Source organism: Hymenobacter sp. HD11105 (genome assembly GCF_054051685.1).
Window position 1 is genome coordinate 119,816 of sequence record NZ_JBSWBR010000012.1, and the last position, 23,958, is coordinate 143,773.

Below are 23,958 nucleotides of genomic sequence, written 5' to 3' on the forward strand. Positions count from 1 at the left end.
TAGCTCTCTTTTGAATTTGCCCCCCAACTTGCTTGCATCAGGCGGCTGGGGGGCAATTCTGTATTGTTCCGATTAAGCCTCTGGTGCTCGTATCGCAACGTGATTATTTTCCTCCATGCTTCCTACTGATGAACCCACGCTACACGGTCCCAACGGGCGCGTAGTCCTGACGGCTACTGCCTTGGAAGTAGATGGCCAGCGGTATGCCTTGCTGGAACTGGATGCCGTGGAGCTGACGCCGGTGCGGTGGCTGCTGTGGTATCTGCTGGGGGGCATTGTGCTGGCTGGGTTCGCGTTGGCTTTTTTGCAAAACTGGCTGCGTACGGTGCCGGCCGCGCTAGGCCTCGCAGCCGGCGCCTTATTGCTGGCTTACGGCAACCGCGGCACCAACCGGCTGCGCCTGTACCGCTCTGGACGGGAAGCGCTGCACTTCGGCTTGCCCGGCGATGCTATAGCCTGGCAGAAGCTGGCCGCCGAAACTAACCGCCGCATCCGGCGGCGCCACGAGGAGGCAGCCGCGGCCGCCGTTGCGGCGTGGGCCACCGATTTGCCCCCCAACGAAGCCGCGCCCGAGGCCTCTCCCGATTCGGGTTTTATCTCTCCCTCGGACGAAGGTCCAGCGGCATGATTTGCCTTACCTTTGGGCGCTTTTTTTGACGCTAGTAGTTGCTATCCCCCTCCCTTTACTTCCTATGGAAGCCAAACAATCGCACGCGCATACTGCCATTTCTACTGGTGGCTTGCTTGTAGCTCTCGGTATTATTTACGGCGATATTGGTACCTCGCCGTTGTATGTGATGAAGGCCATTGTGCCGGGCCTCATCGATGCCGACTTGATCTACGGGGGCATTTCCTGCGTATTCTGGACGCTCACCCTACAAACCACGCTTAAGTACGTGCTGCTGACGCTAAACGCGGACAACAATGGTGAAGGCGGCATTTTTTCCCTTTTTGCGCTGGTTCGGCGGCGCGCGGCGGCGCCTTGGCTGTCGGCGGTGGCCATTATCGGCGGCGCTGCCCTTATGGCCGATGGGATTATTACCCCGCCTATTTCAGTGTCCTCGGCTATTGAAGGCTTACAGGCTGTGTACCCCACCATTCCCACGGTGCCCATTGTCATTGGCATTCTGGTAGCGCTATTTCTGCTCCAGAGCTTTGGCACCCAGATCGTGGGTAAGTCTTTTGGTCCTATTATGCTGGTGTGGTTTTCTATGCTGGCCATCCTGGGCGTGATGGGTATTCAGCAGCACCCCGAAGTGCTAAAAGCGGTAAATCCGTACTATGCTTACAACTTATTGGTCAACACTAGAGGCGGTTTCTGGCTGCTAGGGGCGGTTTTTTTGTGTACCACGGGGGCGGAGGCTTTGTATTCGGACTTAGGTCACTGCGGCAAGGGCAACATTCGCATCAGCTGGATTTTTGTTAAAACCTGCCTGTTGCTTAACTACTTCGGGCAAGGCGCCTGGATGATAGCTAATGAAGGCCAGCAGCTAGCTGGGCGCAACCCGTTCTATGAGCTGATGCCCAACTGGTTTTTGCTGATCGGTATTGGTATTGCCACTATGGCAGCCATTATTGCCTCACAGGCTCTTATTACGGGCTCGTTTACGCTGGTTTCGGAGGCTATTCGGTTGAATATGTGGCCCAAAGTGCGCCTCAACTATCCAACCGATCTGAAGGGCCAACTATACGTGCCCTCCATGAACCGCATGCTGCTGCTGGGCTGCATCGGCATTGTGCTGTACTTCCGCAAGTCAGAGAATATGGAAGCGGCTTATGGCCTGGCTATTACCATCACCATGATGATGACCACCATCCTCCTGTCTATGTGGCTGCGGGTGCGCCGGGTACCGCTGCCACTGGTGGCTTTGTTTGTGCTGGTGTACGGCATTATCGAAGGGTCGTTCCTGGTTGCCAACCTCATCAAATTTCCGCACGGCGGCTGGGTATCGGTGGCCATTGGCTTGGTGCTTATTGGCGTGATGTACGTGTGGCTACGCGCCTACTACATCAAGCGGCGCCTGACGGAGTTCGTCAAAATCGAACCCTACATCAATGCTATCAAGGAGCTCAGCAACGACGAATCTATCCCAAAATATTCGACGCACTTAGTGTTTATGACCTCAGCCGAGCGCAACAGTGAAATCGAGTCCAAAATCATTTATTCTATCTTCCAGAAGCGGCCTAAGCGGGCCGATATCTATTGGTTTGTGCACGTAGACACCACCGACGAGCCTTATACCATGGAGTATAAAGTAGTGGAGCTAGCGCCCGACGATGCCTTCCGCATCACGTTCCGCCTAGGCTTCCGCGTAGAGCAGCGCATCAACCTCTACTTCCGCAAGGTGGTAGAAGACTTGGTCCGCAATAAGGAAGTAGACATTACCTCCCGCTATGAATCGCTGAACAAACAAAACGTAACCGGCGACTTCCGCTTTATCGTGCTGGAAAAGTACTTATCGGTAGAAAACGACTTCCCTCTAGTGGAGAAACTGGTCATGCAGGCCTATTTCTATATCAAGCAGTATATCGCCTCCGAGGACAAGTACTTCGGGCTAGACACCAGCTCAGTCAAAGTCGAAAAGGTGCCCTTAGTAATTGCGCCGGTACAGGAAGTCGCTTTGCAACGAATTCCTTAGTAGGCGCTACAACCGCGCGCAAAAAAGCCCCCCAGACGTTCTCTGGAGGGCTTTTTTGGTGTCAGTAGCGCAGCAGCTGTAGGGTGCTTATTGCGCGGTGCGCAACCACTTAGCCAGTACCTGCTGTTGCTCGGCACTAGCATTAGGCAGCTTCTGCACGCGGTAGCGCTGGCCGACACTAGGCAGCAAGGGGAAAGCCAGCTCCTGTATCTGCCCATCGCGTACTACGAGCAGCTTTATGTCGCTGCCAACAGTGCGGTTGACTAAGGCTTTATTGGGGTCATCGGTTAAGCGGATGCCATCGAGGGCCAGCACTTCGTCGTTTACATTGAGGCCGCCCTGCCAGGCACTGCCCTCACGAAGCACGCTCGTAACAGTCAGTTTGCCTCCCGAAGTGCTAACGTTGGCGCCAAGCGCACTAGCCGTTGTTGCGGGCTCGGTGGTTAAGGTCAGGCCAGCGTAACCCAGGGCCGTGTTGTAATCCAGGGTTTGGGTGTCATAGACGCGGGTGCGGAAGAAGTCGTCGAAGCGGCGGCCGGCAACTTTCTCCACGGCATCCTGAAACTCCTCATCGGTAAATCCCCGCTTCTGCTGCTGGTAGTAGCGCGTGTAAAGCAGGTGCATGACGTCGTCGAGGCTTTTCTGACCTTTTGTTTCGTTGATAATCATCAAGTCAAGCACGGTGCAGATCAGCTCACCTTTATCATAATAACTGATGGTGGCGTTGGCTGAGTTCTCGTTAGGGCGGTAGGCTTTAATCCAGGCGTCGTAGCTGGCTTCGCTGGCGGCCTGAATCTTGTTGCCGGGCTGGTTCTCTACGCGGGTGATGCCGTTGCTGAGGTTGGCTAGATATTCATCGGCGCTGATAAAGCCTGCCCGCTGCACGATGAGGTTGCCGAAGTAGCTGGTGCCGCCTTCGCTCAGCCACAGCATGCGCGTGTAGTTCTCGCGGTCATAGTTGAATGGGCCGAGGGCTACAGGCCGAATGCGCTTCACATTCCAGAGATGGAAATACTCGTGGCCCACCAGGCCTAAGAAACTTTTGTAGCCTGCCTCGTTGGTGTACGCATTGCGCCCCACCGACAAAGTAGTCGAAAACAGATGCTCCAATCCGCCAGTACCGCGCTCAATGTTATGGATAATGAACAGGTAGCGGTCCAGCGGGTTTTGCCCGACTACACGATGCGCTTCCTCGCAAACGCGCTTCATATCCGCGAGCAACTTAGCTTCGTCGTACTTGGCATTGCCGAACATAGCTACCGTGTGGGGCGTGCCATTGGCTTCGAACGACATCACTTTGTGGGTACCAATCTCGATGGGAGAATCAGCTAGTTCATCGTAGTTAGATGAACGGAAGGTAAAAGGCGCACCGCCGGCTACGGGCTTTAGGCTGGTCGAAACCTGGTTCCAGCCGGCTGCGGGCTGCACGGTAAGCGTGCTGGGCAGCGCCTTTTCTTCAGCTGGGTACATGAACACGCTGGTGCCATTGATGTAGCCGTGGGCAGCATCCAAAAAGCTGGTGCGCACGCTCAGCTCGTATGCATATACACGGTAGCGAACTGCAAAGTCCTTGGCGCGTGGGTGGTACACGCGCCAGGTATTCTTGTCTACTTTCTCGGTACGCAGCTTGGTTGAGCCAGCTGTGGCCTCGAAGCCTTCCACATGCTTGGCAAACTCTCGCACTAGGTAAGAGCCAGGCGCCCATACGGGCAGCTTCACGTCGGTATACTGCTTGCCGAAGCCCCCCAGGGCCATTTCGACTTCGAAATAATGCGTTTGCGGGGCAGGCATGGCCAAGGTGTAGCGCAACGAAGGCGCGGCCAGCACCAAACTAAATTGGCTAAGGAATAGCACGAATGCCGCGGCCAGCAGCAAGCGAAAGCGGAAATGAGGCATGAAGGGAAAAGGAAAGGTGAAAGATGCAATGAGTGGAAGCCAAGACTCCAATAGGCCGCCGAAGTTGCAAAGTAACGCCGAAATTTGCCCCCCAGCTCAACTTTACTCGCTCCTAAACTAGCTTTAGCGGAACCTGAGCCCAACCTCCCCCGTTAGCGCCAACAAGACTGGCTGTTCACCTCACAGCCAGCCTTACTCGTGATGCGTTACGTCTGGATTACCTTTATCGGCTTGGCCGTGCTGATGCTCGGCCTGTTGGTTTGGCCGCGCCAGCCCGCCTCCGACATGCCCGTGGCCGAAGCCTCGGTGATTGATTCGGCGCTGGTGGCCCCGCGCGCTCGGGCAGCCGTCTGGGTCAGCAACCGGCCCGTGCCCCGTGCCGATAGCGTGGTGCGCTTTGCTATGGAGCAGCTCGGCACTCCTTATGTGTACGCCGGAACTTCGCCCACCAGCGGCTTCGACTGCTCTGGTTTCGTGATGTATGTATATGGCCGCTTTGGTGTAGAAGTGCCCCACTCCACAGCTATGCTCATTGATACCGGCCGGCCAGTTCCGCGCAGCCAAGCGCAGCCTGGCGATATTGTGGTCTTTACGGGCACAGCCCCCACGTCGGCAGTGCCTGGCCATGCGGGCATTGTTATTTCCAAGCGCGGCGAGCCAATTCGCTTTATTCACTCTTCTTCCGCCCGTCGCGAATCGGGGGTGAAAGTCAGCTCCGTGGAAGACACCGACTATGAACGTCGCTTCATGGGTGTGCGGCGGGTGCTTCCTTCAGAATAAGGTATGCAACCGTTACCTAGCCATATCTAAAAAAAGCTCCCCAGACAAGTCTGGGGGGCTTTTTTTAGATATGGCTAGGAGCGCTGACTTAATTGAGCAGCGCCCAATTCGCTAATTCACCCAAACGGTTACAAAAAAACGATGCCCGGTCGCCTATGCAGAACCTAATAAGGCTGCTGGGCGAACCGGGCATCTAATCCTTCAAATCTTACCAAGCGACGAGTCTGGGGTTCAGCCCCGTCATCCTTTTGAGTAAGACCTTGCCAGAATGCGGGAGAAAAGCAAGTTAAGCTAATCTCCGCGCGAAAGCTGTTGTTAAGCGCGTCCGGCGGTGAAGCAGACTACATTCGACAGGCTTGGCAGGATTTGGTTGGGACTACTAGACATTTTGTACCTCCTTTCTTTAGATCCAACATTCCTCATTCGCGTTTCCCAGCACCTTAGGGACCCTTGATAGAGGCCGTAGCACTCACTACTGGTCGGTAAAGTTAAAAGACCCTAGGATGGTTCAAAATAAAAAGCCCTTTTTTTAGCTCAATAACCAATAATTTATGTCAGGTGGCTGAGGATCAAGTAGTTTTTATCCAAAAAAAGTATCAGTCCAAACCATTATTTTCAAAATGCTAGATTGGCCTTAAAGTTGCAAACAGCCGAGTTGGTAATATAGCACGAAGCATTACCACAATTCAGGAGTTTTCGCCTATCTTTTCCCCTAAAACCTACCCTCCTCTCATGAAAAAAACCCTTTTCCTCTGTCTAGCCCTATTACTGAGGTTGTCAGGCTTGGCTTCGGCCCAAACCCTCTCCCCCCTGGGCGTGTGGACCAATGCTGAGAAGAAAGCCACGTTTGAAATTTACAAGTGCGGCGATAAGCTGTGCGGCAAGATCGTGTCGCTGACGGTTCCTAACGATCCGGCTACGGGTAAGCCCAAAACCGATTCCATGAATCCTGACCCTAAGAAGCGTTCGAATCCACGCTTGGGTCTTGTGTTCCTGCGCGACTTCGAATACGACGGTGAGAACAAGTGGGACGACGGCACGATCTACGATCCGGAGTCGGGCAAAACGTACTCTTCGTACATGAAGATGCAGAACGCGAATACCATGGAGGTGAAAGGCTATATCGGCATTTCGCTTATTGGCCGCTCACAAACCTGGACTCGGGTAAAGTAACCCACACCTAGCTCAACCACGTACAAGCGACGCCCCCATCCGGGGCGTCGCTCTTTTTTGTACCTTACTGCTTCTAATTCGGTAAGTTGGGCGTGGACTGTGGGCTAATCTAACATCTCTTACTACTTGAAACACTTTCTCTTTTGTCTGTTGCTCTGGTTGGCAACGCTGGGGGCTGCATCGGCTCAAACCCACTCGCCCTTAGGCGTATGGGTAGACGATATGGGCGAGACCCGCGTAGAAATTTATCGGTGCGGGGAAAGCAAAAAGGAGAAAACAGTTTGTGGGCGCCTGGCTTGGCTGAGTGAGCCCCAAGACTCGACTACTGGCTTGCCTAAAACCGACCGCCGCAACCCCGACCCAAGCAAACGCAACGTCCCGCTCCAGAATCTGGTGGTGATGCAGAACTTAACTTATGACCCAGCCGACGACCGCTGGACGGGGGGCAAAATCTACGACCCGCTGAATGGGCGTACCTACTCCTGCTACCTCTACATGGTAGATAAAGACCGCATGGAGGTAAAAGGCTATATCGGTTTCTCCTTTATTGGCCGCTCCCATTATTGGTCGAGGGTGCGGGGTGTAGAGAAGTAAGTGCTTGACTTTAATCACTTTCAACTAGGCTCACAACTTCTACCCAAACCCCAGCTGACTAGTACACTGCCTGCATTTGATAAGACTTACCCCTAAAGGTGAAAGCCTCGCCGGGGCGGGTGGTTCGCATGGCTTGGTAGAGGGGCGAAAAGGCGGAGATGGCGCAGAACGTTTGCCCGTCGAGCTTTATTTCGCCCAAACTAAGAGCAATAAAATAGGTTTGGCTATCCGTAACCACAATGGAGCCGAGATTGGGCTGATCTTTGGGTGGAGGCATATCAGACACGCGCTGGAGCACTTGCAAGCCGGTAAGCGCCTCATCGAGCTGGCGGGCATACAAGTCGCGCTGAATGTGGCAAGCCTCCCGAAACGACTCAAATTTATCTTCTATAGCTCCTTGGCTTTCGTTGGCGCTTTCCTGTACCAAGAGCATCGCCTCGCGGGCAGTTTCCACTTTTTGCTGCTGAATTCGACGGCATTCTTCCAACAGCTGCCGCCGCATAGTAGTCCGTTGCTTAGTCATCATTTGCATAGAATAATTTAAGGATAAAGAGGTAATAGATGTTGATTTTGGGCAGTAGGTTGCAAACCCAGGTAAAAACTATTTCAGACGGAGAGTGTTGCTCCTAATATCCCTCCTCGCACTTGTTAACTTTTTTGAAACACCTTTTCCGCCAGGATGCCGCTCCTACCCGGACCGACTGGCAGCCCGCCGTGTCTACGCCCGCCCAGGAGCGCCGACACGAGCAATGGCTAGCTGAGCAGGTGTACCTAAATTGGGCGGGTCCTTATTTCAAGGCCTATCACTTTCGCAAGGCCGGCGTAACCAGCAGCCAAGGTTTTCGGGTGCAGCTACTCACGGACTATGGCCGGCAGGGCGCCTTGTTTTTTTACGACCCCAGTATCGGGCCCGGCAACTTTCGTCACTTCTTTGCTTTTCTCCGCGACCGAGTATTGGCGCTGGGCTACAACCTTTCGACCTCCGACCAACGCACACTACAGCACCCCAGCTACACGGAGACTATCCAGAAGCATTTTTTGAAGCCAAAGCCCCAAGACTGTAGCAAAACCGGTCGCTGCAATCAGCGCTACGGCAGCATTACCGTTGATCTAGTTAGTATTAATGGGCAGCCGGGCTTAATTCGCTTCTTTGCCAACCCGTACGAGGACGCCATTTTTACGCCGCCCCACTCCTTCGATGAGCTGATGGCAGCCGTGCTCCAGCTACCGCCCGCTGACGAGAAGGTACAAGCCCGCATTGCGGAGTACGCCCACGAATAGAATTTATCTATGAAAAAAGCCCCCAGATAGTATCTGGGGGCTTTTTTCAAATTAATACGTCACTTACTCCCGCACAAAGCGCAGATGCTTTCTCTCACCCGCGGCGTTGATCAGCATTAAGTGATACAAGCCACTGGCTAAGAATGTGGTACGAAGCTGATTGGCAGCGGGGCTAAGAGTTAGGCGCAGCACTTGGCGCCCCACGGCATCCACTACCGTGGCCTCTACCGCCCCCGGTAAATCAGCCAGTTCCAGGTAGTCGCGACTGGGATTGGGGAAAGCACTGATGTCGGCTAGGCTCTCGGGGGCTAGGGCAAGCAGTGTCGCACTTTGCACTACGGGGCCCATTGCATTCAGCACCCATTGATCGGGGTCCAACTCGATGCCGGTAACGGTGCCCGATACTGGAATGGTGAACACGGAGACTGACTTATCCTGGCGTAAGCGCACTATTTGGCTCGTGCCCGTGTCGAAGGTGATTTTGTAATCCAGTTCTGTATCGAAAAAAGGAGTTACGTTGGGCATCGACGTAGTTTGGGTAGTTTGAAGCAACAAATTGCCCCCCACTTGATTCCAACGCACCGCAAAAGTTGGGTAGCCTTCACCGGCGTACCACTGCCGAAAAAACACCTCGAGGGAGCGGCCAGCTTCGGCCTCAAAGACGCGCTGCAAATCGGCAGTACGAGCCGTGCGGCCGGCATAGGTGGTTTGAAAAGTACGCAGCGCCCGAAAGAACTTAGCATCGTCGTGGAGCAGGTAACGCAGCATGTGCACCACGGCCGCCCCCTTTTTGTAGCTCAGGCGAGAGTCGAAAATGCGGCCCACGCTGGTGGTATCGGGCACGCGCACGCTGCCGCCGGGCGTGTTAGTCTGCTCACCGTTGAGTGGGTTTATTCGATACTGCACCAGCTGATGCGCCTGATCCATCCACTGCCGAGCAGCCTGGGGCGAGGCCAGGGCGTTCAGCGACAGGTATTCGCCGTAGGAGGCAAAGCCCTCATTCAACCAGATGTCCTCCCAAGAAGCACAGGTCACGTTGTTGCCGAACCACTGATGAAACAACTCGTGGGCGGTAAGCGTGAAATTGAAGCCGTCTTGAGTAGTCATGGTTTGGTGCTCCATGCCCCCACCGATAGGAGCCATACTATGCCCGTATTTCTCGTTGGCAAATGGATACGGCCCTGCCAAAGCCGAAAAGTTTTCCAAAAAGCCGGGCGTACGGTCTATTTCCGCACGAAATTCATTGAGCGCTGCCTGGTTGTACACGTAATTGACAATGGGCACTCGCGCCCCGCCGGGCAGGTTGGCAAAGTTCACGTACTCCAGATAGGGCGCCACAGCCACCGAAATCAAATAATAAGCAATAGGGTAGCGCGACTTCCATTCGTAGCGGCTGCGATTGCCGGCCAAGGGCACCACCCGAGTGAGCACGCCATTGGAGCCCACTTTATTAGGATTGGTAGTTGTAATCCAGACGTCAGAGGAGTCGGCTTTGTCGGTGAGAACTTGCTTGCAGGGAAACCACTCATAGGCGTGAAAAGGCTCGCTTAAGCTCCAGGTCACGTTCAAATCATAGCGGGCCACGTAGCGCGTATCGAGGGCGTTACCGATGGCAGCCGAGTTGCCGCTGGGCGCAGTACCCCGGTAATAAATAACGGCTTCAAACAGGGAATTAGCCGCAATGGCTTGAGGCAAGGCTACGCTGACGTCGCCGGCCTGCCGGGTGGGTACTGGGGTACGACGACCATTCACCACCACTGAGTCAAGCACGAGCGTTGGGTACAGCTCGAAGGCAAATACGTTCAGATTTTGCCCCCCAGCGCGGGCCAGCATTCGCACGGAGCCCCCTACCGTCCGAGCGTTGTTTTCCAGATTCAGGTCCAGCTTGTAATACTTTACATCGTAGCGGTCCATCAGGAGACGATGGGCCGGGGTAGTGAGTTGCTGCTGCACGCTGGTACGCAAGCGCGTATCGGCGCAGGCGCGGGCGGCGGTACCATCGAGGTCAGCCGGCGCGAGGCGCACAGCCGGACGTTGCGCCAGCACCTCAACTAGGCCAAGCAGCACGCAGCACCAGAACAGGAAAAAACGAGTCATATAGGGAGTAGACTAAACGCTGATAAATCGTGTGGTGACGCGGGACAGGAAGGAAATGCTGTCCAGTGAAAACTCTAGTTTAGGAAGCAGTGGTTCCACTGACGTAAGTTGTATATTTATATCTAACTGCGCCCTGATTTTCAAGCTACTCGACCGATGCATACACCTCTACCCCTACCCTTACTCAACAGGCAACTGCTTTTTTTGCTTTTGACCTGCCTTGGCAGCTTGCTGAGCCGGCCGGCCGCTGCCACGCACATTGTGGGCGGAGAGCTTGATCTGCAGCATCAGTCGGGCAGCACGTACCGCATGACGCTCAATCTTTACTTCGACGCACTCAACGGTAATCCAGGTGCTCTCGACCAAGATCTGACGGTGAGCATTTTTGAAAAAGGCACCAACAAGCGCATGCAGAATGTCGTGATGGCGCTCGGTAGCAACACGTTTGTAGCCTATACCAATCCGGCCTGCACCCAGCCTTCGCTCAGCACTCGTAGCCTAATTTATAGCCGCGTGATTGAGCTGCCGGCCGCCACCTACAACAACCCTAGCGGCTACTACGCGGCTGTGGAGCGCTGCTGCCGCAACAATGGCATCAGCAACATTCAAGTACCCGGCAATGCGGGCCAAACCTTTTATCTGGAGTTTCCGGCGGTAGTGCGCAATGGTCAGCCTTTCCTCAACTCGACGCCCCGCATCTTCCCGCCCCTGAGCGACTACGCCTGCCGCGGCGACCTTTTCTACTACAACTTCAGCGGCCAGGATGCCGACCGTGATTCGCTGGTGTATGAGTTGGTAACGCCGCTTAACGGCAGCTCCAGCCCCGGCGAACCCAAGCCAGCAGTGGCAGCCCCGGCGCCTTATTCTTCGATCAACTGGAACGCGGGCCTCGGGACTGCAAACCAGATTCCGGGCAATCCGACGCTCACTATCGGCCGCTTTACGGGGCGGCTGGAGGTGCGGCCTACTCAAATAGGCTTGTTTGTCTTTGGTATTAAATGCTCAGAATATCGTCGGGGCGAGAAGATTGGGGAAGTGCGGCGTGACTTTCAATTGAAGGTGCTCAACTGCCCTGCCAATACGCCGCCCGAAATGACGGCCTTCACGCCCGGCATTACGCGGGCTTATCAGCCCGGCCGTGACACGCTGCGCTTAAGTCCCGATGCCGACCGCTGCGTCCGTCTGCGCTTCACCGACATCGACCCAGTGTCGCGTCTGACCTTATCACTCAATCCGGTAAACTTTACGGGTCCGCTGCCCACTTTTACGGCCGCCACCCAGGGCACAGTGCGCGCCCCTAGCGCCCCCGATACGCTGTTCTCCCAGCTCTGCTTTCCAGCTTGTTTGGACTCCAAGGGCAAAGTTTATTTTGTAGATGTAATCGTGGCCGATGATGGCTGTGCGCTGCCCAAGCGCGACACCGTGCGGATTGCTTTTACCGCAATACCTACTCCCAACAGCCCCCCACGCCTGACAACCACGGCCAGCTCCCCACTGCGAGCCCGCCCCGGCGACCTAGTTACGTTTGACCTGCTAGCCATCGACCCGGAAAGTGACCCCATTTCGCTAACTATGGCAGGGCGCGGTTTTCAGCCGACGGCGCTGGGCGCGCAGCTTACTCAGGCCCTCAGTGGCAACCAGCTACAGGGCCGGTTTACGTGGCGCGTGCCCTGCCCCACCACCGATCAGCGCCTCTTCGAGTTTGAATTTGCCGCTGCCGCGTCTCCTTGTATCGAGCGCCAGGCCAGCACGCTGGTTGTACCCGTGCAGATAGAGTACAACAACACCCCACCGGCGCTCACCTCCTCTTTGCCCTTCAAGCCGCTCAATGAGGAGCCTGTTGTTATTCGCGGGGTGCTGGGTAGCCTTTTTGAAGCCACTTTTGAAGGCCTTGATGTCGACACCGACCAACTCACGCTCACGGCTAAGGGAATCAACTTCGACCTGGCAGCGGCCGGCATGAGCTTCGTACCCATCAATGGGGCAGGACGAGCAACGGGCCTTTTTCGTTGGGATCCCAACTGCGAATTTGCCAACCAGACGACACCACTCGAAGTCACCTTCCAGCTACAGGAAGCCACTTGCCGACCCGTGGGCCAGCAGCGCACCGTCCGATTTGAGCTGACAAACGCGGATACAGCAAGCTTTTTGCCCCCCAATATTATCACCCCCAATAAAGATGGCAAAAACGATGTATTCGCGCTCCCCAATTTGCCCCCCAACTTTTGCAACGCCGAATTTGCTGATATAAAAGTGTTTAACCGGTGGGGCAAGCAAGTGTATAGCTCTAATAATCGTAAGTTCAGCTGGGACGGAAGCGGCTACCCAGCGGGCGTGTATTACTACTTAATCGAGTATACCAACAAGCGCCGTTTTAAGGGTCACGTCACTATTGCTTACTAGTCTTTACTTCTCTGGAAGGGAGCTTTTATCAACTATTTACCAATAATCCTTGCCCACTATCTTACTCCGCGCCTTCTGACTTACGTCGGAAGGCGCGTTTGTTTGAGCCAGCTCAGCTTTGCCGCACGTGTGCGGAGCCGCTTTTTACTATACGTTCCTCTCTACAAGACGACAGCTATTTGGTACTAAGCCACTATGAGCCAAAAATAATAAGCTACTAACACTAGCGACCGTAACGGCTGTAGTTACTACCTTGCAAGCTTATACGGTTTTCTTGTTTTATATATTCTATGCTAAAAGCACTACTCTTTAAACTCGTTAATCAGCAGATATTTTGCTTTATTATCCTAATTCTCTTAGTTGGGCATTCGGCTAGAGCCACCCATATTGTGGGGGGTGAATTGGACTTACAGCACCAGACCGGCAGCACCTATCGCCTTACACTCAACTTGTACTTTGACGATGTAAACGGCAGCCCCGGCGCCCTCGACCCAGACCTCACGGTGGGCATATTTGAAAAAGGCAGCAACCGGGTCTTGCAAAACGTGGTGTTGCCCCTGAGTACCAACACTTTTGTGGCGTATACCAATCCGGCCTGCGAAGCCCCTACGCTGCGTACCCGCCGCTTGGTATATACGCGTCTGATTGAATTGCCGGCCGGTACCTACACCAATGCGGCTGGTTACTATGCGGCCGTGGAACGTTGCTGCCGCAATAACACCATCAGCAACATTGACCAGCCCGAGAATGCGGGCCAGACCTTCTACCTAGAGTTTCCGCCCGTAGTACGCAACGGGCAGCCACTGATTAACTCTACGCCGCGCATCTTCCCGCCCTTAAGCGATTATGCCTGCATAAATGAACTGTTTTACTACAACTTCGGGGGCGAGGATACCGATGGTGACTCGCTGGTGTACGAAATGGTGACGCCGCTCAATGGCAGTTCCAGCCCGGCTGAACCAAAGCCTCTCACTCCCGCCTCAGCGCCATACGACTTGGTTCGCTGGAAACCGGGTTTGAGCACCAATAACCAAATTCCTGGCTCACCAGCCCTAGCTATCAATCGGCGCACGGGTCGCCTGACGGTGCGCCCTGCTCAGCTCGGGCTGTTTGTTTTCAGCATTAAATGCTCGGAGTACCGCAAGGGAGTAAAGCTGGGTGAGGTTCGGCGTGATTTTCAATTGAAGGTGCTTAATTGCCCCCCCAACCAAACACCCGATCTGACACTACGACTACCGGGGCAAACGCAGAATTATGTACCCGGCCGAGACATCCTGCGCCTAGAGCCTGGCGCCGACCGTTGCCTCCGTCTGCGCTTCACCGATCCTGATCCGGCCTCCCAGCTGACTCTGTCCATCAATCCCGTCAATTTTCGGGGCCTGCTGCCCACTTTCACCGTGCAGCAGGGCGTAGTGCGCACGCCCGGCCGGCCCGATACGCTGGTCTCGCAACTCTGCTTTCCTGAGTGTATGGATACCAAAGGGCAAGTTTATCTACTGGACGTCATCGTGGCCGACAATGGTTGTAGTCTACCCCGGCGCGACACGGTGCAGGTGGCTTTTATAGCCGTGCCACCGCCTAATTCGCCCCCCGTAATTACTACGACTGCCCCCCACCCCCTGCGAGCAGGACCAGGTGAATTGGTCAGCTTTGACATAGTCGTGACGGATCCTGACCAGGACCCATTGACACTGGAGATGCTGGGACGCGGCTTTGGGGCTGCCGCCCTAGGTGCCCAACTCACGCAAACGCGGGTGGGCAATGAACTTCGGGGGCGCTTCAGCTGGCGGGTGCCCTGCCAAACAGCAGACAAAACCCTGTATGAGTTTGAGTTTAATGGCTCGGCGGCGCCCTGTAACAATCCGCAGTCAACCAAACTGGTAGTGCCTATTGAGATTAACAGCCACAATTTGCCCCCCAGCCTTACGACGACGGCCAATGCGGCCCGCCCCTTACTTGTGCGACCCGGTCAACTCCTGACCTTCGACCTGCTCGCTGCCGACCCCGAAAATGACCCGCTCACCCTGACCTTACAGGGCCGGGGCTTTACGCCGGCAGCTGTAGATGCGCAACTGAAGCAGAACACGCGCAACAATCAGCTACAGGGGCGTTTCGAGTGGGTAGTCCCGTGCCCGATTGGTGATAAATTGCTGTACGAATTTGAGTTTACGGCTGCCTCCACTGCTTGCGGAGCCCAACAGGCCACCAGCCTCACTATTCCCATTCAGATCGATACCCGCAATACCCCACCCACGTTTACCTCCAACATGTTTGCTGCGCCGGGCGCCGAGCCGCTAATAATTCGGCGACTGCCGGGTGAAGCATTCGAGGCCAAGGTGCTAGGCCTGGACCCTGATAACAACCCCCTGAATCTAAAAGCCGTGGGTGCAGGCTTCGAGCTCGGCGCCGCTGGCATGAGCTTCGCGCCCAGCGCCGATTTTGGTAAAGTGGAAGGGACCTTCCGCTGGACGCCAAGCTGCCGACAGCTGTTGCAGCAGGGCGTGCGGGAAGTTACGTTTGAGCTTCAAGAAATTAACTGTGGCTCTCAAGTGCAACGCCGTACAGTGCGCTTCGAGACAGTGAGTCTGGAGGAGGTGGAGTTCAAGCCACCCACTATCTTCACGCCTAACGGAGATTCCAAAAACGATTTTTTCGAGATAATCAATTTACCGCCCGACTTTTGCGATGTGCGCTTTGCTGGTATTACGGTTTTCAACCGCTGGGGCGCGTCGGTATTTCGCTCCAGCAGCCGAGCCTTCCGCTGGGACGGCAGCGGCCTGCCCGCCGGCATGTACTACTACCTGATTGAATATACCGACAAGCGCCAGATAAAAGGTCACATCACTATCGCCCGCTAACTTAGCTGTAACGGTAGCGCTACCGTTATGCTTTTGTACTTGCTTACCAGTTATTAGTCTGCATCTTATGTCTCTCACCAAGAAATCCGGCTTGCTGCTCGCCCTGCTTCTGGCCGCTACGGCTTCTGCTTTTGCGCAAGGCAACACCAAATCCACTGCCGCCCGCCCGCAAGCTGCCGCTCCTGCCGGCGCCAAGGCAACTCCCTTTGACGGGTTGCGCAAGTACATGGCCGAGAACACCCGCTACCCGGAGCAAGCCCGCGCCAAAGGCGTTGTCGGCACCGTGCACGTCCGCTTCGAGCGCGACGACGCGGGCCATATTCTCAATCCCAGCATTGCTAAATCCTTGGAACCGAGCTGCGACGCCGAAGCTATCCGCGTGATTAAAACCATGCCGCCCCACTTACTTAATGTGTTTCCCCCCGGCATGAGCATGCTGCTGCCGGTGGTGTTTCCGGCGCCGGGTAGTGAGGCCACGAAAAACTAACTCATCAAAAAAGCCCCCTGTATAGTGCAGGGGGCTTTTTTGATGAGTCAATCGATGAATTAGACTGCTTATCAGGTATTCAACAGTCTTGCCCTAATACAAAAACAAAAACAAGGCGAACAAAGCCACCCACAAGCCATCCAGAAAATGCCAGTAGACCCCCAACATTTGAATCTGGCGGCGGCGGTAAGGGTTGCGGATAAAGATAAGGGTGCGGACTCCATCGCGGGCAGCGTGGGCAGTGCGTAGGAAGAGGATCATCAGGAACAAAACGCCCCCCAGAAGGTGCAGAATGTGCAGAGCCGAGAGCAAGTACACGTAGGTTCCACTGGCTTCACCATTGAAGAAAACGCCCTGTGAAATTAGTTCGCGCCAGCCTAAGCCCTGCATACCCACAAAAATAGCGGCCAGCAGCAGTGTAGCCCCCAAGCAGCGCGTGAGCATGTGCATATCGTCTTGCTGATACAGCCGACGCGCCTGGCTAATGGTATAGCTACTGACAAGAAGTACAATAGTGCTAATTGAAAAGTAGCGGGGAAAAGGATGCAAGCCCTGTGGCATCGAGCTATTCAGGCGAGTTTGGGCATACGCCGAAGCCAACACCACAAACAGAACCGAACTGGCTACTATGCTCAGATACAGCAACATTTGCAAGGGAGGCATACGCTCCATGCGGGAAAAGGTGGAAGACGGTCGGCCCGCTCCCACTTTATTTCGTGGGTCTTTGTCAGAATTCATTAGCTGGAGGTGGCAGCGTGTGCTTGGGGCAAACCAATCCGGCCGCCTTTAGTTCCGGGTTAGCGGATGAAAAGTAGCTGATTAGTCTTACCCAAGATACGCAAAACAGTTGCCGTCGACCAGGCTTTTTTGGTACGAATTTTTGCCTAGCCGCCCCGGAAAAAAGATCCAATTTTACCCAGCACCGCGTTGATGCTGATCTTGGGTTTGCCCCCCACCCCAAACGTGACGTGGGTTTTGCCGGCTACGCGCAGCTCCAGCACCATGCCCAGACTGCGGGCCAGGTCGTGGAGCTGTTGTAGGGGGTCGAAGCCGGGCGGCTTTGGTTTTTTGGGGCCAGGCGGGCCGCTGGTCGCGGCATCAAGCACCCGTTGGTTGGGAAAATTAACGATGAGGTAATTGCCCGTACCGGCTATCTGCACATGGTCATTATTGTACGATACGACCAAGCGTGCATCTATTTCGAGGCCCCTAGCCAAGATTGGTCGGGTTGCTAGGGGGCAATTGCTGGCCGCTGCCAGCGGAATTCTCGCCGCGGGTGCGAATGCGCAGAGAACCATTTAGGCGCCAAGTTGCAGCGGGTGCGTTCGGATTTTGAGCGTTAGGTACTTGCAATTCAATCTGGTCGAAGGCGCAGGAAAGTTCTACGCCACCGGATAGCTTACTAAGCAATGAGGCAGCCGTATCGGCCCAGCTGGGAGGAGTTTGAGAGGAAGAGTCAGCCATTGATTAGGCAAAATAAAAGTGAGAAATTAAGGCCAGTAAACATCCGTAGGTGAAGGTAACACCTGCGGCTAGTTGCTAAACGTGCTAGATGAAGCACGGTTTTAGTTTGAAGCGAAAGCTAGCATGCGACCGGGCCAAACGCAAGTTTGTAATTCTTGCTATTGTTCAAGCTGCGGTGCTAGCAAATCGTACTTGTTTTACCTTGCTGTGGTTTGGTCCATCTTAACTATCACCTTATGCTTCGCTCCATTATCCTCCTACCTAGTATTTGCGCCTTAGTTCTATTTGGTTCTGTCGCAAAGGCGCAGGATGTGGCCCCTAGCCCTGGGGCCGTCAGCACTGTTGACTGTACACGCCCTTTCGGCCTTAGTAAGTACATGGAGCTGGTCTACTCTATCACCGACCAGAGGGGCCAACCGGCCGGTACCATTCGCCAGCGAGTATTGGGTTTTGGCTCAGAAAGTAATAAAAAGAAAACCCTGACGACCAATACGGTGCAGCTTAAATGCGGCTTCTACGATGGAAACAACCGCTTTTTACGCGTACAGGATTTGACCTACACCTGCCGACGCGACACGAGTTTCACCGACGGCATGGGCGAGGTCGACTATCAGAGCTTGGCTTCCTTCCGCGACCGACGCCTAGCCTATGTACCCGTGCCGCTGGCTTGGCCCAACCAACCAACTATCGGCTCTCGACTGCCTGGGGGCGGCGTAGAGGTGCAAGTCAGCAGCCCATCCGTAGCAATTGCAAAGGTGAATACCGTTGTGCGTAACCGCCGGGTGCTCAGTGGCCCCGAGGCGGTGGTTACGCCAGCGGGCACTTTTCAGTGTTACAAGGTGGAGTCGGAGCGGGAGGCCAGCACCGCGCCCCGTGCCGATATGGTTATGCGCAACAAAACGCGCGTCGTCGACTATTATTCGCCCGAGGTGGGCATTGTCAAGACGGAAGTGTTCAACGCCAAGGGCAAGTTGGCCCAAACAAAGGTTTTGCAATCCCGCAACCCCGGCAAATAAGACGAAATCGTATCTTCGGGGGCTTTCCTCTCAACTCTCTTCTGCTATGCTTACAATGAAGCCTTTACTTGTGATTCTCAGCGTGGTAGCGCTGGCTTCCTGTCAGTCCTCCCCCTCCTCTGACGCCTCCTCTACCGCCGCCCTTGAAAAAACGCCCCCCAGCGCGGCGACTATCGGTGGCCAAACCTACGGCGCATCTATCACGGCGGCCGATGCCATTCCAGTTGCTCAGCTAAACCAAGTACTTGGTACCAAGGATTCGGCGCAGGTAAAGCTGATTGGTAAGGCCACCGAAGTATGTCAGGCGAAAGGCTGCTGGATGACCATAGCCACCGCCAACGGCAAGCAAATGCGTGTGCGCTTCAAGGATTACGGCTTTTTTGTTCCGAAAGACATTAGTGGCAAGACCGTCGTAATCAACGGCTGGGCTCACCGCGAGATGGTGCCTGTTGACCATTTGCGACATTACGCGAAGGATGCCGGCAAGTCAGCTAAAGAAATAGCTGCTATTACCAAGCCGGAGCAACAGCTTAATTTTGAGGCCGATGGCGTGCTGGTGATGCAGCAGAGCCTATAAGACCCAACTTTAGTCGAGTTTCGTAAAGCCCTTCTGCAAGCAGTGCCTCGTTAAATCGCAGCACTCTTTGCCGAAGGGCTTTTCCTTGCAAAACGGCTCCCAGCCCCAACAGCATCTGCGCAAATCCGTAGCTTGCAAAGCCAACGCACTACGTTCCATGACCGCCATCCAAGACCAGATAAAGGCTCTCACTGAGCGCCTGCACCACCTCAACTATCAGTATTATCAAAAGGATATTTCTGAAGTCCCAGACCAAGAGTTTGACCGCATGCTGGCCGAATTGCAGCGTCTGGAGCAACAATATCCTGAGTTTGCCCTGCCTAACTCCCCTACCCAGCGTGTGGGCGGCACCATTACCAAGCAGTTTCCCACGGCTCTGCACCGCTACCCCATGCTCTCGCTGGGTAACACCTACTCCGAGGCCGACCTGCGTGAGTTCGACGAGCGGGTGCGCCGCGGCTTAGGCGGCGACGAATTCAGCTACGTCTGCGAGCTTAAGTTTGATGGCGTAGCTATGAGCCTCACCTACGTGGATGGGGAGCTCACGCAGGGAGTTACGCGCGGCGACGGCACCCGGGGCGACGTGGTTACCAACAATGTCCGCACTATCAAAAACTTACCCCTGCACCTTCGAGCAGGCGAAAATCGCCCCTCAGAGTTTGAGGTGCGCGGGGAAGTATTTATGCCGCTGCCCGTATTCGAAGTGCTAAACAAGGAGCGCGAACAGAACGGTGAGGCTTTGCTGGCTAATCCGCGCAACGCCTGTAGCGGGGCCCTCAAGCTTCAAGACTCGGCTTTGGTGGCCGCCCGTCGTCTGCGCTTTTTCGCTTACGGGTTTCTGAGCGCTACTCGGGGGGCATTTCCTACCCATAGTGCTTCTCTGGAAGCTCTGCAAAGCTGGGGCTTGCCGGTGTCGGATAGCTGGCGTCGGTGTCATTCTATGCAAGAAGTGCTAGACTTCATTCATGACTGGGATAAAAAACGCTTCACGTTGCCCGTAGCTACCGACGGCATTGTGATTAAAGTGGACAATTTTCGGCAGCAGGAAGTACTGGGTTACACGGCGAAAAGCCCACGCTGGGCCATTGCTTATAAATACCCGACCGAGGCTGCTCGGACCCGCCTGCGCGAGGTTCAGTATAATGTAGGCCGCACCGGCGCTGTCACCCCCGTTGCCCACCTCGACCCAGTGCCCTTAGCAGGCACTATAGTTAAGCGCGCTTCTGTGCACAATGCCAATCAGATTGCCGCCCTTGACCTGCGCCTCGGCGACATGGTATTTGTAGAGAAAGGCGGCGAAATTATTCCTAAGATAACTGGCGTCGACCTCACGGCCCGCTCTGAGGACAGCCAGCCCATTGTGTACCCAGCCGCGTGCCCAGCTTGCAATACGCCTCTAATTCGTCCGGCGGGTGAGGCTCATTTTCGCTGCCCCAATGAGCGTGGCTGTCCGCCCCAGCTTAAAGCCCGCTTGGAGCATTACGTGTCGCGCAAAGCCATGAATATTGATGGCTTGGGTGCTGAAACCGTGGGTCGTTTTTTCGACTTGGGTCTCGTGACAACGCCCGCCGACATCTACGATCTGCCTCGGCGCCGCGATGAGCTAGTACAACTAGAACGCTTAGGCGAGAAGTCAATCCAAAATCTACTGGCAGGTATTGAAGCCAGTAAGCAAGTACCATTCGACCGTGTGCTATTCGGCTTAGGCATTCGCTATGTGGGTGAAACTGTGGCTGATAAATTGGCTGCGCACTACCGCACTGTGGACGCGTTGGCGACCGCATCTGTCACTGAACTAGCAGCTGTGCCCGAAGTAGGCGGTGTGATTGCCGAGTCAGCTGCCGCCTGGTTTCAAGATGAGTTTAATCGCCAGATAGTCGCTCGTCTGCAAGCGGCGGGGGTACAGATGGCCTTAACGGGTGAGGTACCTCAAGCGGTCAGCGACCGACTTGCGGGCCTCACCTTTGTACTTTCCGGTGTATTCGAAGACCACAGCCGCGACGAACTACAGCAGCTTATTGAGCAGCACGGCGGCAAGATAACAGGCTCCATCAGCAAGAAGCTAAGCTACTTGGTAGCGGGTGACAAAATGGGCCCTGCCAAGCGTGAAAAGGCAACTACATTCAAAGTCCCCATTATCAGCGAAACCGATTTATTAGCCATGTTACCAACTCCGGAAACGATTGCGGAACCAGACATTTTTGTATCTTTGCCCCCAACCCCGCTAGCCGACGCGCTGGCGGAGCCGCCGACTTATCCCACTTCTGTTGCGTCTTCCTCGACGCCGGATAGTGGAGCAGGTCAACAGGGTTCGTTGTTCTAGCGCTTGCGCTGCCCGAACCCAGCCGGCTCCCGGGCCGCTTTGTACTAATCGTGGGCCGCATCGGCCTTCCACCCGGGGCCGGGTCCTTCCCACCCTAGCTCACGGTTGTACAAAGCGGCTCGGTCGAGCTGGGGTAATCTGCGGGCATCCCCTCCTTATTTTTTGTTATGAGAACGATCGTTCGGACTTTTGGTCTGTTTCTGACTGGTTTTCTGGCTTTGCTAGCTCCCGCTGCGCTTGCCCAAAATGCCCCCCAGGAAGTTCCACCAGTTACTACAGCCACCACAGTTACAGTTGTAGATGCCGCCACTACTGCTAAGCTTATGCAACAGTCTGGGGTGGTTCTGCTCGATGTGCGTACGCCCGCCGAGTATGCAACGGGCCACATTCATGGCGCCCAAAACCTGGATTTTCGGGCCCCCGATTTTGTCCAGCAGATAGCCCAGCTTGACCATACCAAAACCTATGTGCTGTACTGTGCCTCCGGCAACCGCAGCAACCAAGCTGTCATGCTTATGCAAGAGGAAGGCTTCCCTAAGGTGGTAAATGCAGGTGCATTTAAGACTTTGAAGGAAAACGGGTTAAAAATAGAGTAAATACCAGTGGCAACTCTTGTTACCCAAGCATGGAATAGATAGCCTTTGGTCAAAAGGAAAAAGCCCCCTAGAATTATCTGGGGGGCTTTTTCCTTTTGACCAAAGGCTATCTATTTATTAATGCTCACTTCCTGCATAGTCCCGACATAAAATGGGTAACTGTGCGTAGCGACGCTTCCTTGCCCATCATAAACTGAAACCATTAGTCGATAAGGGCCATGCTTGGCAGGCGCGCGTACGCGCGCTTGCAACCCCTGAACCTGCTCAATAGCATTCGCTACCGGTTCGGGTGCTGTTCGGTATTGAGGTAAGGCGCCCATTTCATTGATGTCAGGGGTAACCTCCCAATGCACCCGTAGTGAGTCGCCTTCTGGGTCGGTAACGTCTACAATCGCTGGGTAAATCCTTCCAGGCTCTAAGAAGGTGTTTTCGCTAGCGTCTTGCCCGTTTAGCTTCAGTTGAGTTAAATATGGCGCTTTATTCGATACTTCTTTTCCCGTCCATAAGGTGTGCATCAAGTCTACCACAGGTGTTTTCTCGCCTTTGGCTGTAAATAAGCTGAACCACATAGGAGTCTGCTCGAACCGTTGTCCCCAGTACAAGACGTAAGATCCTAAGCATCGATCCCGGTCTTTAACCATCGTACTCTTGAAACGGCTACTGATATACTCCGCTTTCATGGTACTACTTTGATCTAAGGGCGCTTGCCATACTGTCATTGGCGCTTCCCACCAGCCGCGAGCTCCAAACTCACCAACAATATAAGGTCCATCCCATCCTTTCTCAAGTAGCCGCTCACTGAGTTTATCGAGTTGGTCAAATACATTAAGAGTAAGAATATCAAGGTCAGGGCAAAAGCGGCGCGTAGCCGCCACCATGTTGAAATGGCCGCTTAGGGCCGTCGTAACAGGATGATATGGATCCAATTCATGAATCATCTTTATGTAATCATTCAAAACTTGAAACGAGCGAGGATTCGTGGAATGCATATCCAGTTCATTGCCAACATTCCACATTAGCAGCGCCGGATGGTTCTTATATCGCAGCACGTCCTGCCTGATTTGTTCTTTTTGTTGGGCAACAGCATCCTGATCAAAGTAGTCGAACTTCTCGTATTCAGGCTTCATCCACAAGCCTAACATCACAGTTAAACCCTGTTCTTGTGCCTTATCCAATACTGCATCGGCATAGTTTGTGGTGTACAGCCGAATGGAATTTCCTCCTAACATCTTTACCCGATCAAGTTGTTGCTGCCCTGATACTCCTTTAATGTAGTAGGGTTTGCCTCCTCGTAAAATCTGATAACCGGTTTTAGTACGTGTAATTTGTACATGAACAACTCCAACTGGTGGGCTAGCAGGTCTCGACTGTTTAGTATTCGACTGACAGCTGAGCAATAGCAAAATCATAATACTCCCCCAGTACACGATCTGAAAGCGATGAAAAATCAGCATTGTATTAACTAGTGGAAAGAAGTAAATTAACCAAGATAGTGTAACTGATCAAAATAAGTATATAACTATAAGTTTAGCAAAATCCAAATATGACAAAGTCCATTATAGATGAGTTTACTCGTCAATAGTTAATGCCAACTGGTACTATTTTCAAGCCAATTTATCTAATGGTCCTAAAAGACGAACAGATTATAAAAAGCGCCAAAAAGGTATTTGATACTATTTCTGCCCCCCCTAACAACCATGGTAAAGTTAGCTATAGTTGGGTAGAAGGTGTACCACAAATGCGAATCTTGGTTCTAGTAGGAGTAATTCTTACA

The 23,958-nt window shown here is 54.2% G+C and carries 20 protein-coding genes; 13 read left to right on the plus strand and 7 right to left on the minus strand.

The features are described from left to right. The first annotated feature begins 115 nt into the window (after positions 1-115). Together ACW9KT_RS21615 and ACW9KT_RS21620 are read left to right on the plus strand one after the other, a co-directional pair. Positions 116-628 (plus strand): hypothetical protein, encoded by a 513-nt coding sequence (locus tag ACW9KT_RS21615; RefSeq protein ID WP_457084340.1) that lies wholly within the window; start codon positions 116-118, stop codon positions 626-628. A gap of 64 nt (positions 629-692) precedes the next feature. After that, entirely contained in the window at positions 693-2,639 is a 1,947-nt protein-coding gene (locus tag ACW9KT_RS21620; RefSeq protein WP_457084342.1) for a KUP/HAK/KT family potassium transporter, read from the plus strand. An 87-nt stretch (positions 2,640-2,726) separates the two neighbouring features. Here ACW9KT_RS21620 and ACW9KT_RS21625 read toward each other — a convergent pair whose 3' ends face one another. Further along, on the minus strand, positions 2,727-4,535 hold the full coding sequence (locus ACW9KT_RS21625; protein ID WP_457084344.1) for a M61 family metallopeptidase: 1,809 nt from the start codon (positions 4,533-4,535) through the stop codon (positions 2,727-2,729). Between the two features lie 201 nt (positions 4,536-4,736). On the opposite strand from ACW9KT_RS21625, the gene ACW9KT_RS21630 reads away from it, so the two are divergent. From ACW9KT_RS21630 to ACW9KT_RS21640, 3 genes are all read left to right on the plus strand, one after another. After that, the gene (locus tag ACW9KT_RS21630) at positions 4,737-5,315 is read left to right on the plus strand and encodes a C40 family peptidase (RefSeq protein WP_457084383.1); all 579 of its coding nucleotides are present in this window, start codon (positions 4,737-4,739) and stop codon (positions 5,313-5,315) included. A 732-nt stretch (positions 5,316-6,047) separates the two neighbouring features. Next, positions 6,048-6,488 carry a DUF2147 domain-containing protein gene (locus tag ACW9KT_RS21635; RefSeq protein ID WP_457084346.1) on the plus strand — a complete coding sequence of 147 codons (441 nt, stop codon included), beginning with the start codon at positions 6,048-6,050 and terminating at the stop codon, positions 6,486-6,488. Between the two features lie 126 nt (positions 6,489-6,614). Next, positions 6,615-7,082 carry a DUF2147 domain-containing protein gene (locus tag ACW9KT_RS21640; protein WP_457084348.1) on the plus strand — a complete coding sequence of 156 codons (468 nt, stop codon included), beginning with the start codon at positions 6,615-6,617 and terminating at the stop codon, positions 7,080-7,082. A gap of 58 nt (positions 7,083-7,140) precedes the next feature. Here the strand turns inward: ACW9KT_RS21640 and ACW9KT_RS21645 are convergent, their stop codons facing one another. Next, positions 7,141-7,608, minus strand: a complete 468-nt coding sequence (locus ACW9KT_RS21645) for a hypothetical protein (RefSeq protein ID WP_457084350.1) — start codon at positions 7,606-7,608, stop codon at positions 7,141-7,143. 131 nt (positions 7,609-7,739) lie between these two features. Here ACW9KT_RS21645 and ACW9KT_RS21650 point away from each other — a divergent pair, with 131 nt between their 5' ends. Continuing rightward, complete coding sequence (locus ACW9KT_RS21650; protein WP_457084352.1) at positions 7,740-8,363, plus strand: hypothetical protein; 624 nt, start codon at positions 7,740-7,742, stop codon at positions 8,361-8,363. Positions 8,364-8,426: 63 nt separating this feature from the next. Here ACW9KT_RS21650 and ACW9KT_RS21655 read toward each other — a convergent pair whose 3' ends face one another. After that, positions 8,427-10,460 (minus strand): M1 family metallopeptidase, encoded by a 2,034-nt coding sequence (locus ACW9KT_RS21655; protein WP_457084354.1) that lies wholly within the window; start codon positions 10,458-10,460, stop codon positions 8,427-8,429. Between the two features lie 210 nt (positions 10,461-10,670). Between ACW9KT_RS21655 and ACW9KT_RS21660 the strand changes: the two genes are divergently transcribed. From ACW9KT_RS21660 to ACW9KT_RS21670, 3 genes are all read left to right on the plus strand, one after another. Beyond that, positions 10,671-12,863: a gliding motility-associated C-terminal domain-containing protein gene (locus ACW9KT_RS21660; RefSeq protein WP_457084356.1), complete on the plus strand. Its 2,193-nt coding sequence runs from the start codon at positions 10,671-10,673 to the stop codon at positions 12,861-12,863. 290 nt (positions 12,864-13,153) lie between these two features. Next, complete coding sequence (locus tag ACW9KT_RS21665) at positions 13,154-15,721, plus strand: gliding motility-associated C-terminal domain-containing protein (protein ID WP_457084358.1); 2,568 nt, start codon at positions 13,154-13,156, stop codon at positions 15,719-15,721. A 67-nt stretch (positions 15,722-15,788) separates the two neighbouring features. Next, positions 15,789-16,208, plus strand: coding sequence for a TonB family protein (locus ACW9KT_RS21670; protein ID WP_457084360.1), 420 nt, complete (start codon positions 15,789-15,791; stop codon positions 16,206-16,208). 93 nt (positions 16,209-16,301) lie between these two features. Here ACW9KT_RS21670 and ACW9KT_RS21675 read toward each other — a convergent pair whose 3' ends face one another. The 3 genes from ACW9KT_RS21675 to ACW9KT_RS21685 form a co-directional block, all read right to left on the minus strand. Further along, complete coding sequence (locus ACW9KT_RS21675; protein WP_457084362.1) at positions 16,302-16,946, minus strand: cytochrome c oxidase subunit 3; 645 nt, start codon at positions 16,944-16,946, stop codon at positions 16,302-16,304. 146 nt (positions 16,947-17,092) lie between these two features. Beyond that, a complete protein-coding gene (locus ACW9KT_RS21680; protein ID WP_457084364.1) occupies positions 17,093-17,425 on the minus strand; it encodes a hypothetical protein in 333 nt (110 codons plus the stop codon). Beyond that, a complete protein-coding gene (locus ACW9KT_RS21685) occupies positions 17,418-17,672 on the minus strand; it encodes a hypothetical protein (protein ID WP_457084366.1) in 255 nt (84 codons plus the stop codon). Before ACW9KT_RS21685 ends, ACW9KT_RS21680 begins: the two co-directional genes overlap by 8 nt. Before the next feature lie 236 nt (positions 17,673-17,908). Between ACW9KT_RS21685 and ACW9KT_RS21690 the strand changes: the two genes are divergently transcribed. From ACW9KT_RS21690 to ACW9KT_RS21705, 4 genes are all read left to right on the plus strand, one after another. After that, a complete protein-coding gene (locus tag ACW9KT_RS21690; protein WP_457084368.1) occupies positions 17,909-18,688 on the plus strand; it encodes a TapB family protein in 780 nt (259 codons plus the stop codon). Between the two features lie 55 nt (positions 18,689-18,743). Then, positions 18,744-19,265 carry a DUF4920 domain-containing protein gene (locus tag ACW9KT_RS21695; RefSeq protein WP_457084370.1) on the plus strand — a complete coding sequence of 174 codons (522 nt, stop codon included), beginning with the start codon at positions 18,744-18,746 and terminating at the stop codon, positions 19,263-19,265. 157 nt (positions 19,266-19,422) lie between these two features. After that, entirely contained in the window at positions 19,423-21,588 is a 2,166-nt protein-coding gene (gene ligA, locus ACW9KT_RS21700; protein ID WP_457084371.1) for an NAD-dependent DNA ligase LigA, read from the plus strand. Positions 21,589-21,755: 167 nt separating this feature from the next. Further along, positions 21,756-22,184 carry a rhodanese-like domain-containing protein gene (locus ACW9KT_RS21705; RefSeq protein WP_457084373.1) on the plus strand — a complete coding sequence of 143 codons (429 nt, stop codon included), beginning with the start codon at positions 21,756-21,758 and terminating at the stop codon, positions 22,182-22,184. Positions 22,185-22,294: 110 nt separating this feature from the next. On the opposite strand, the gene ACW9KT_RS21710 is transcribed toward ACW9KT_RS21705, so the two are convergent. Next, positions 22,295-23,638 carry a glycoside hydrolase family 2 TIM barrel-domain containing protein gene (locus ACW9KT_RS21710; protein ID WP_457084375.1) on the minus strand — a complete coding sequence of 448 codons (1,344 nt, stop codon included), beginning with the start codon at positions 23,636-23,638 and terminating at the stop codon, positions 22,295-22,297. Between the last annotated feature and the right edge of the window lie 320 nt (positions 23,639-23,958).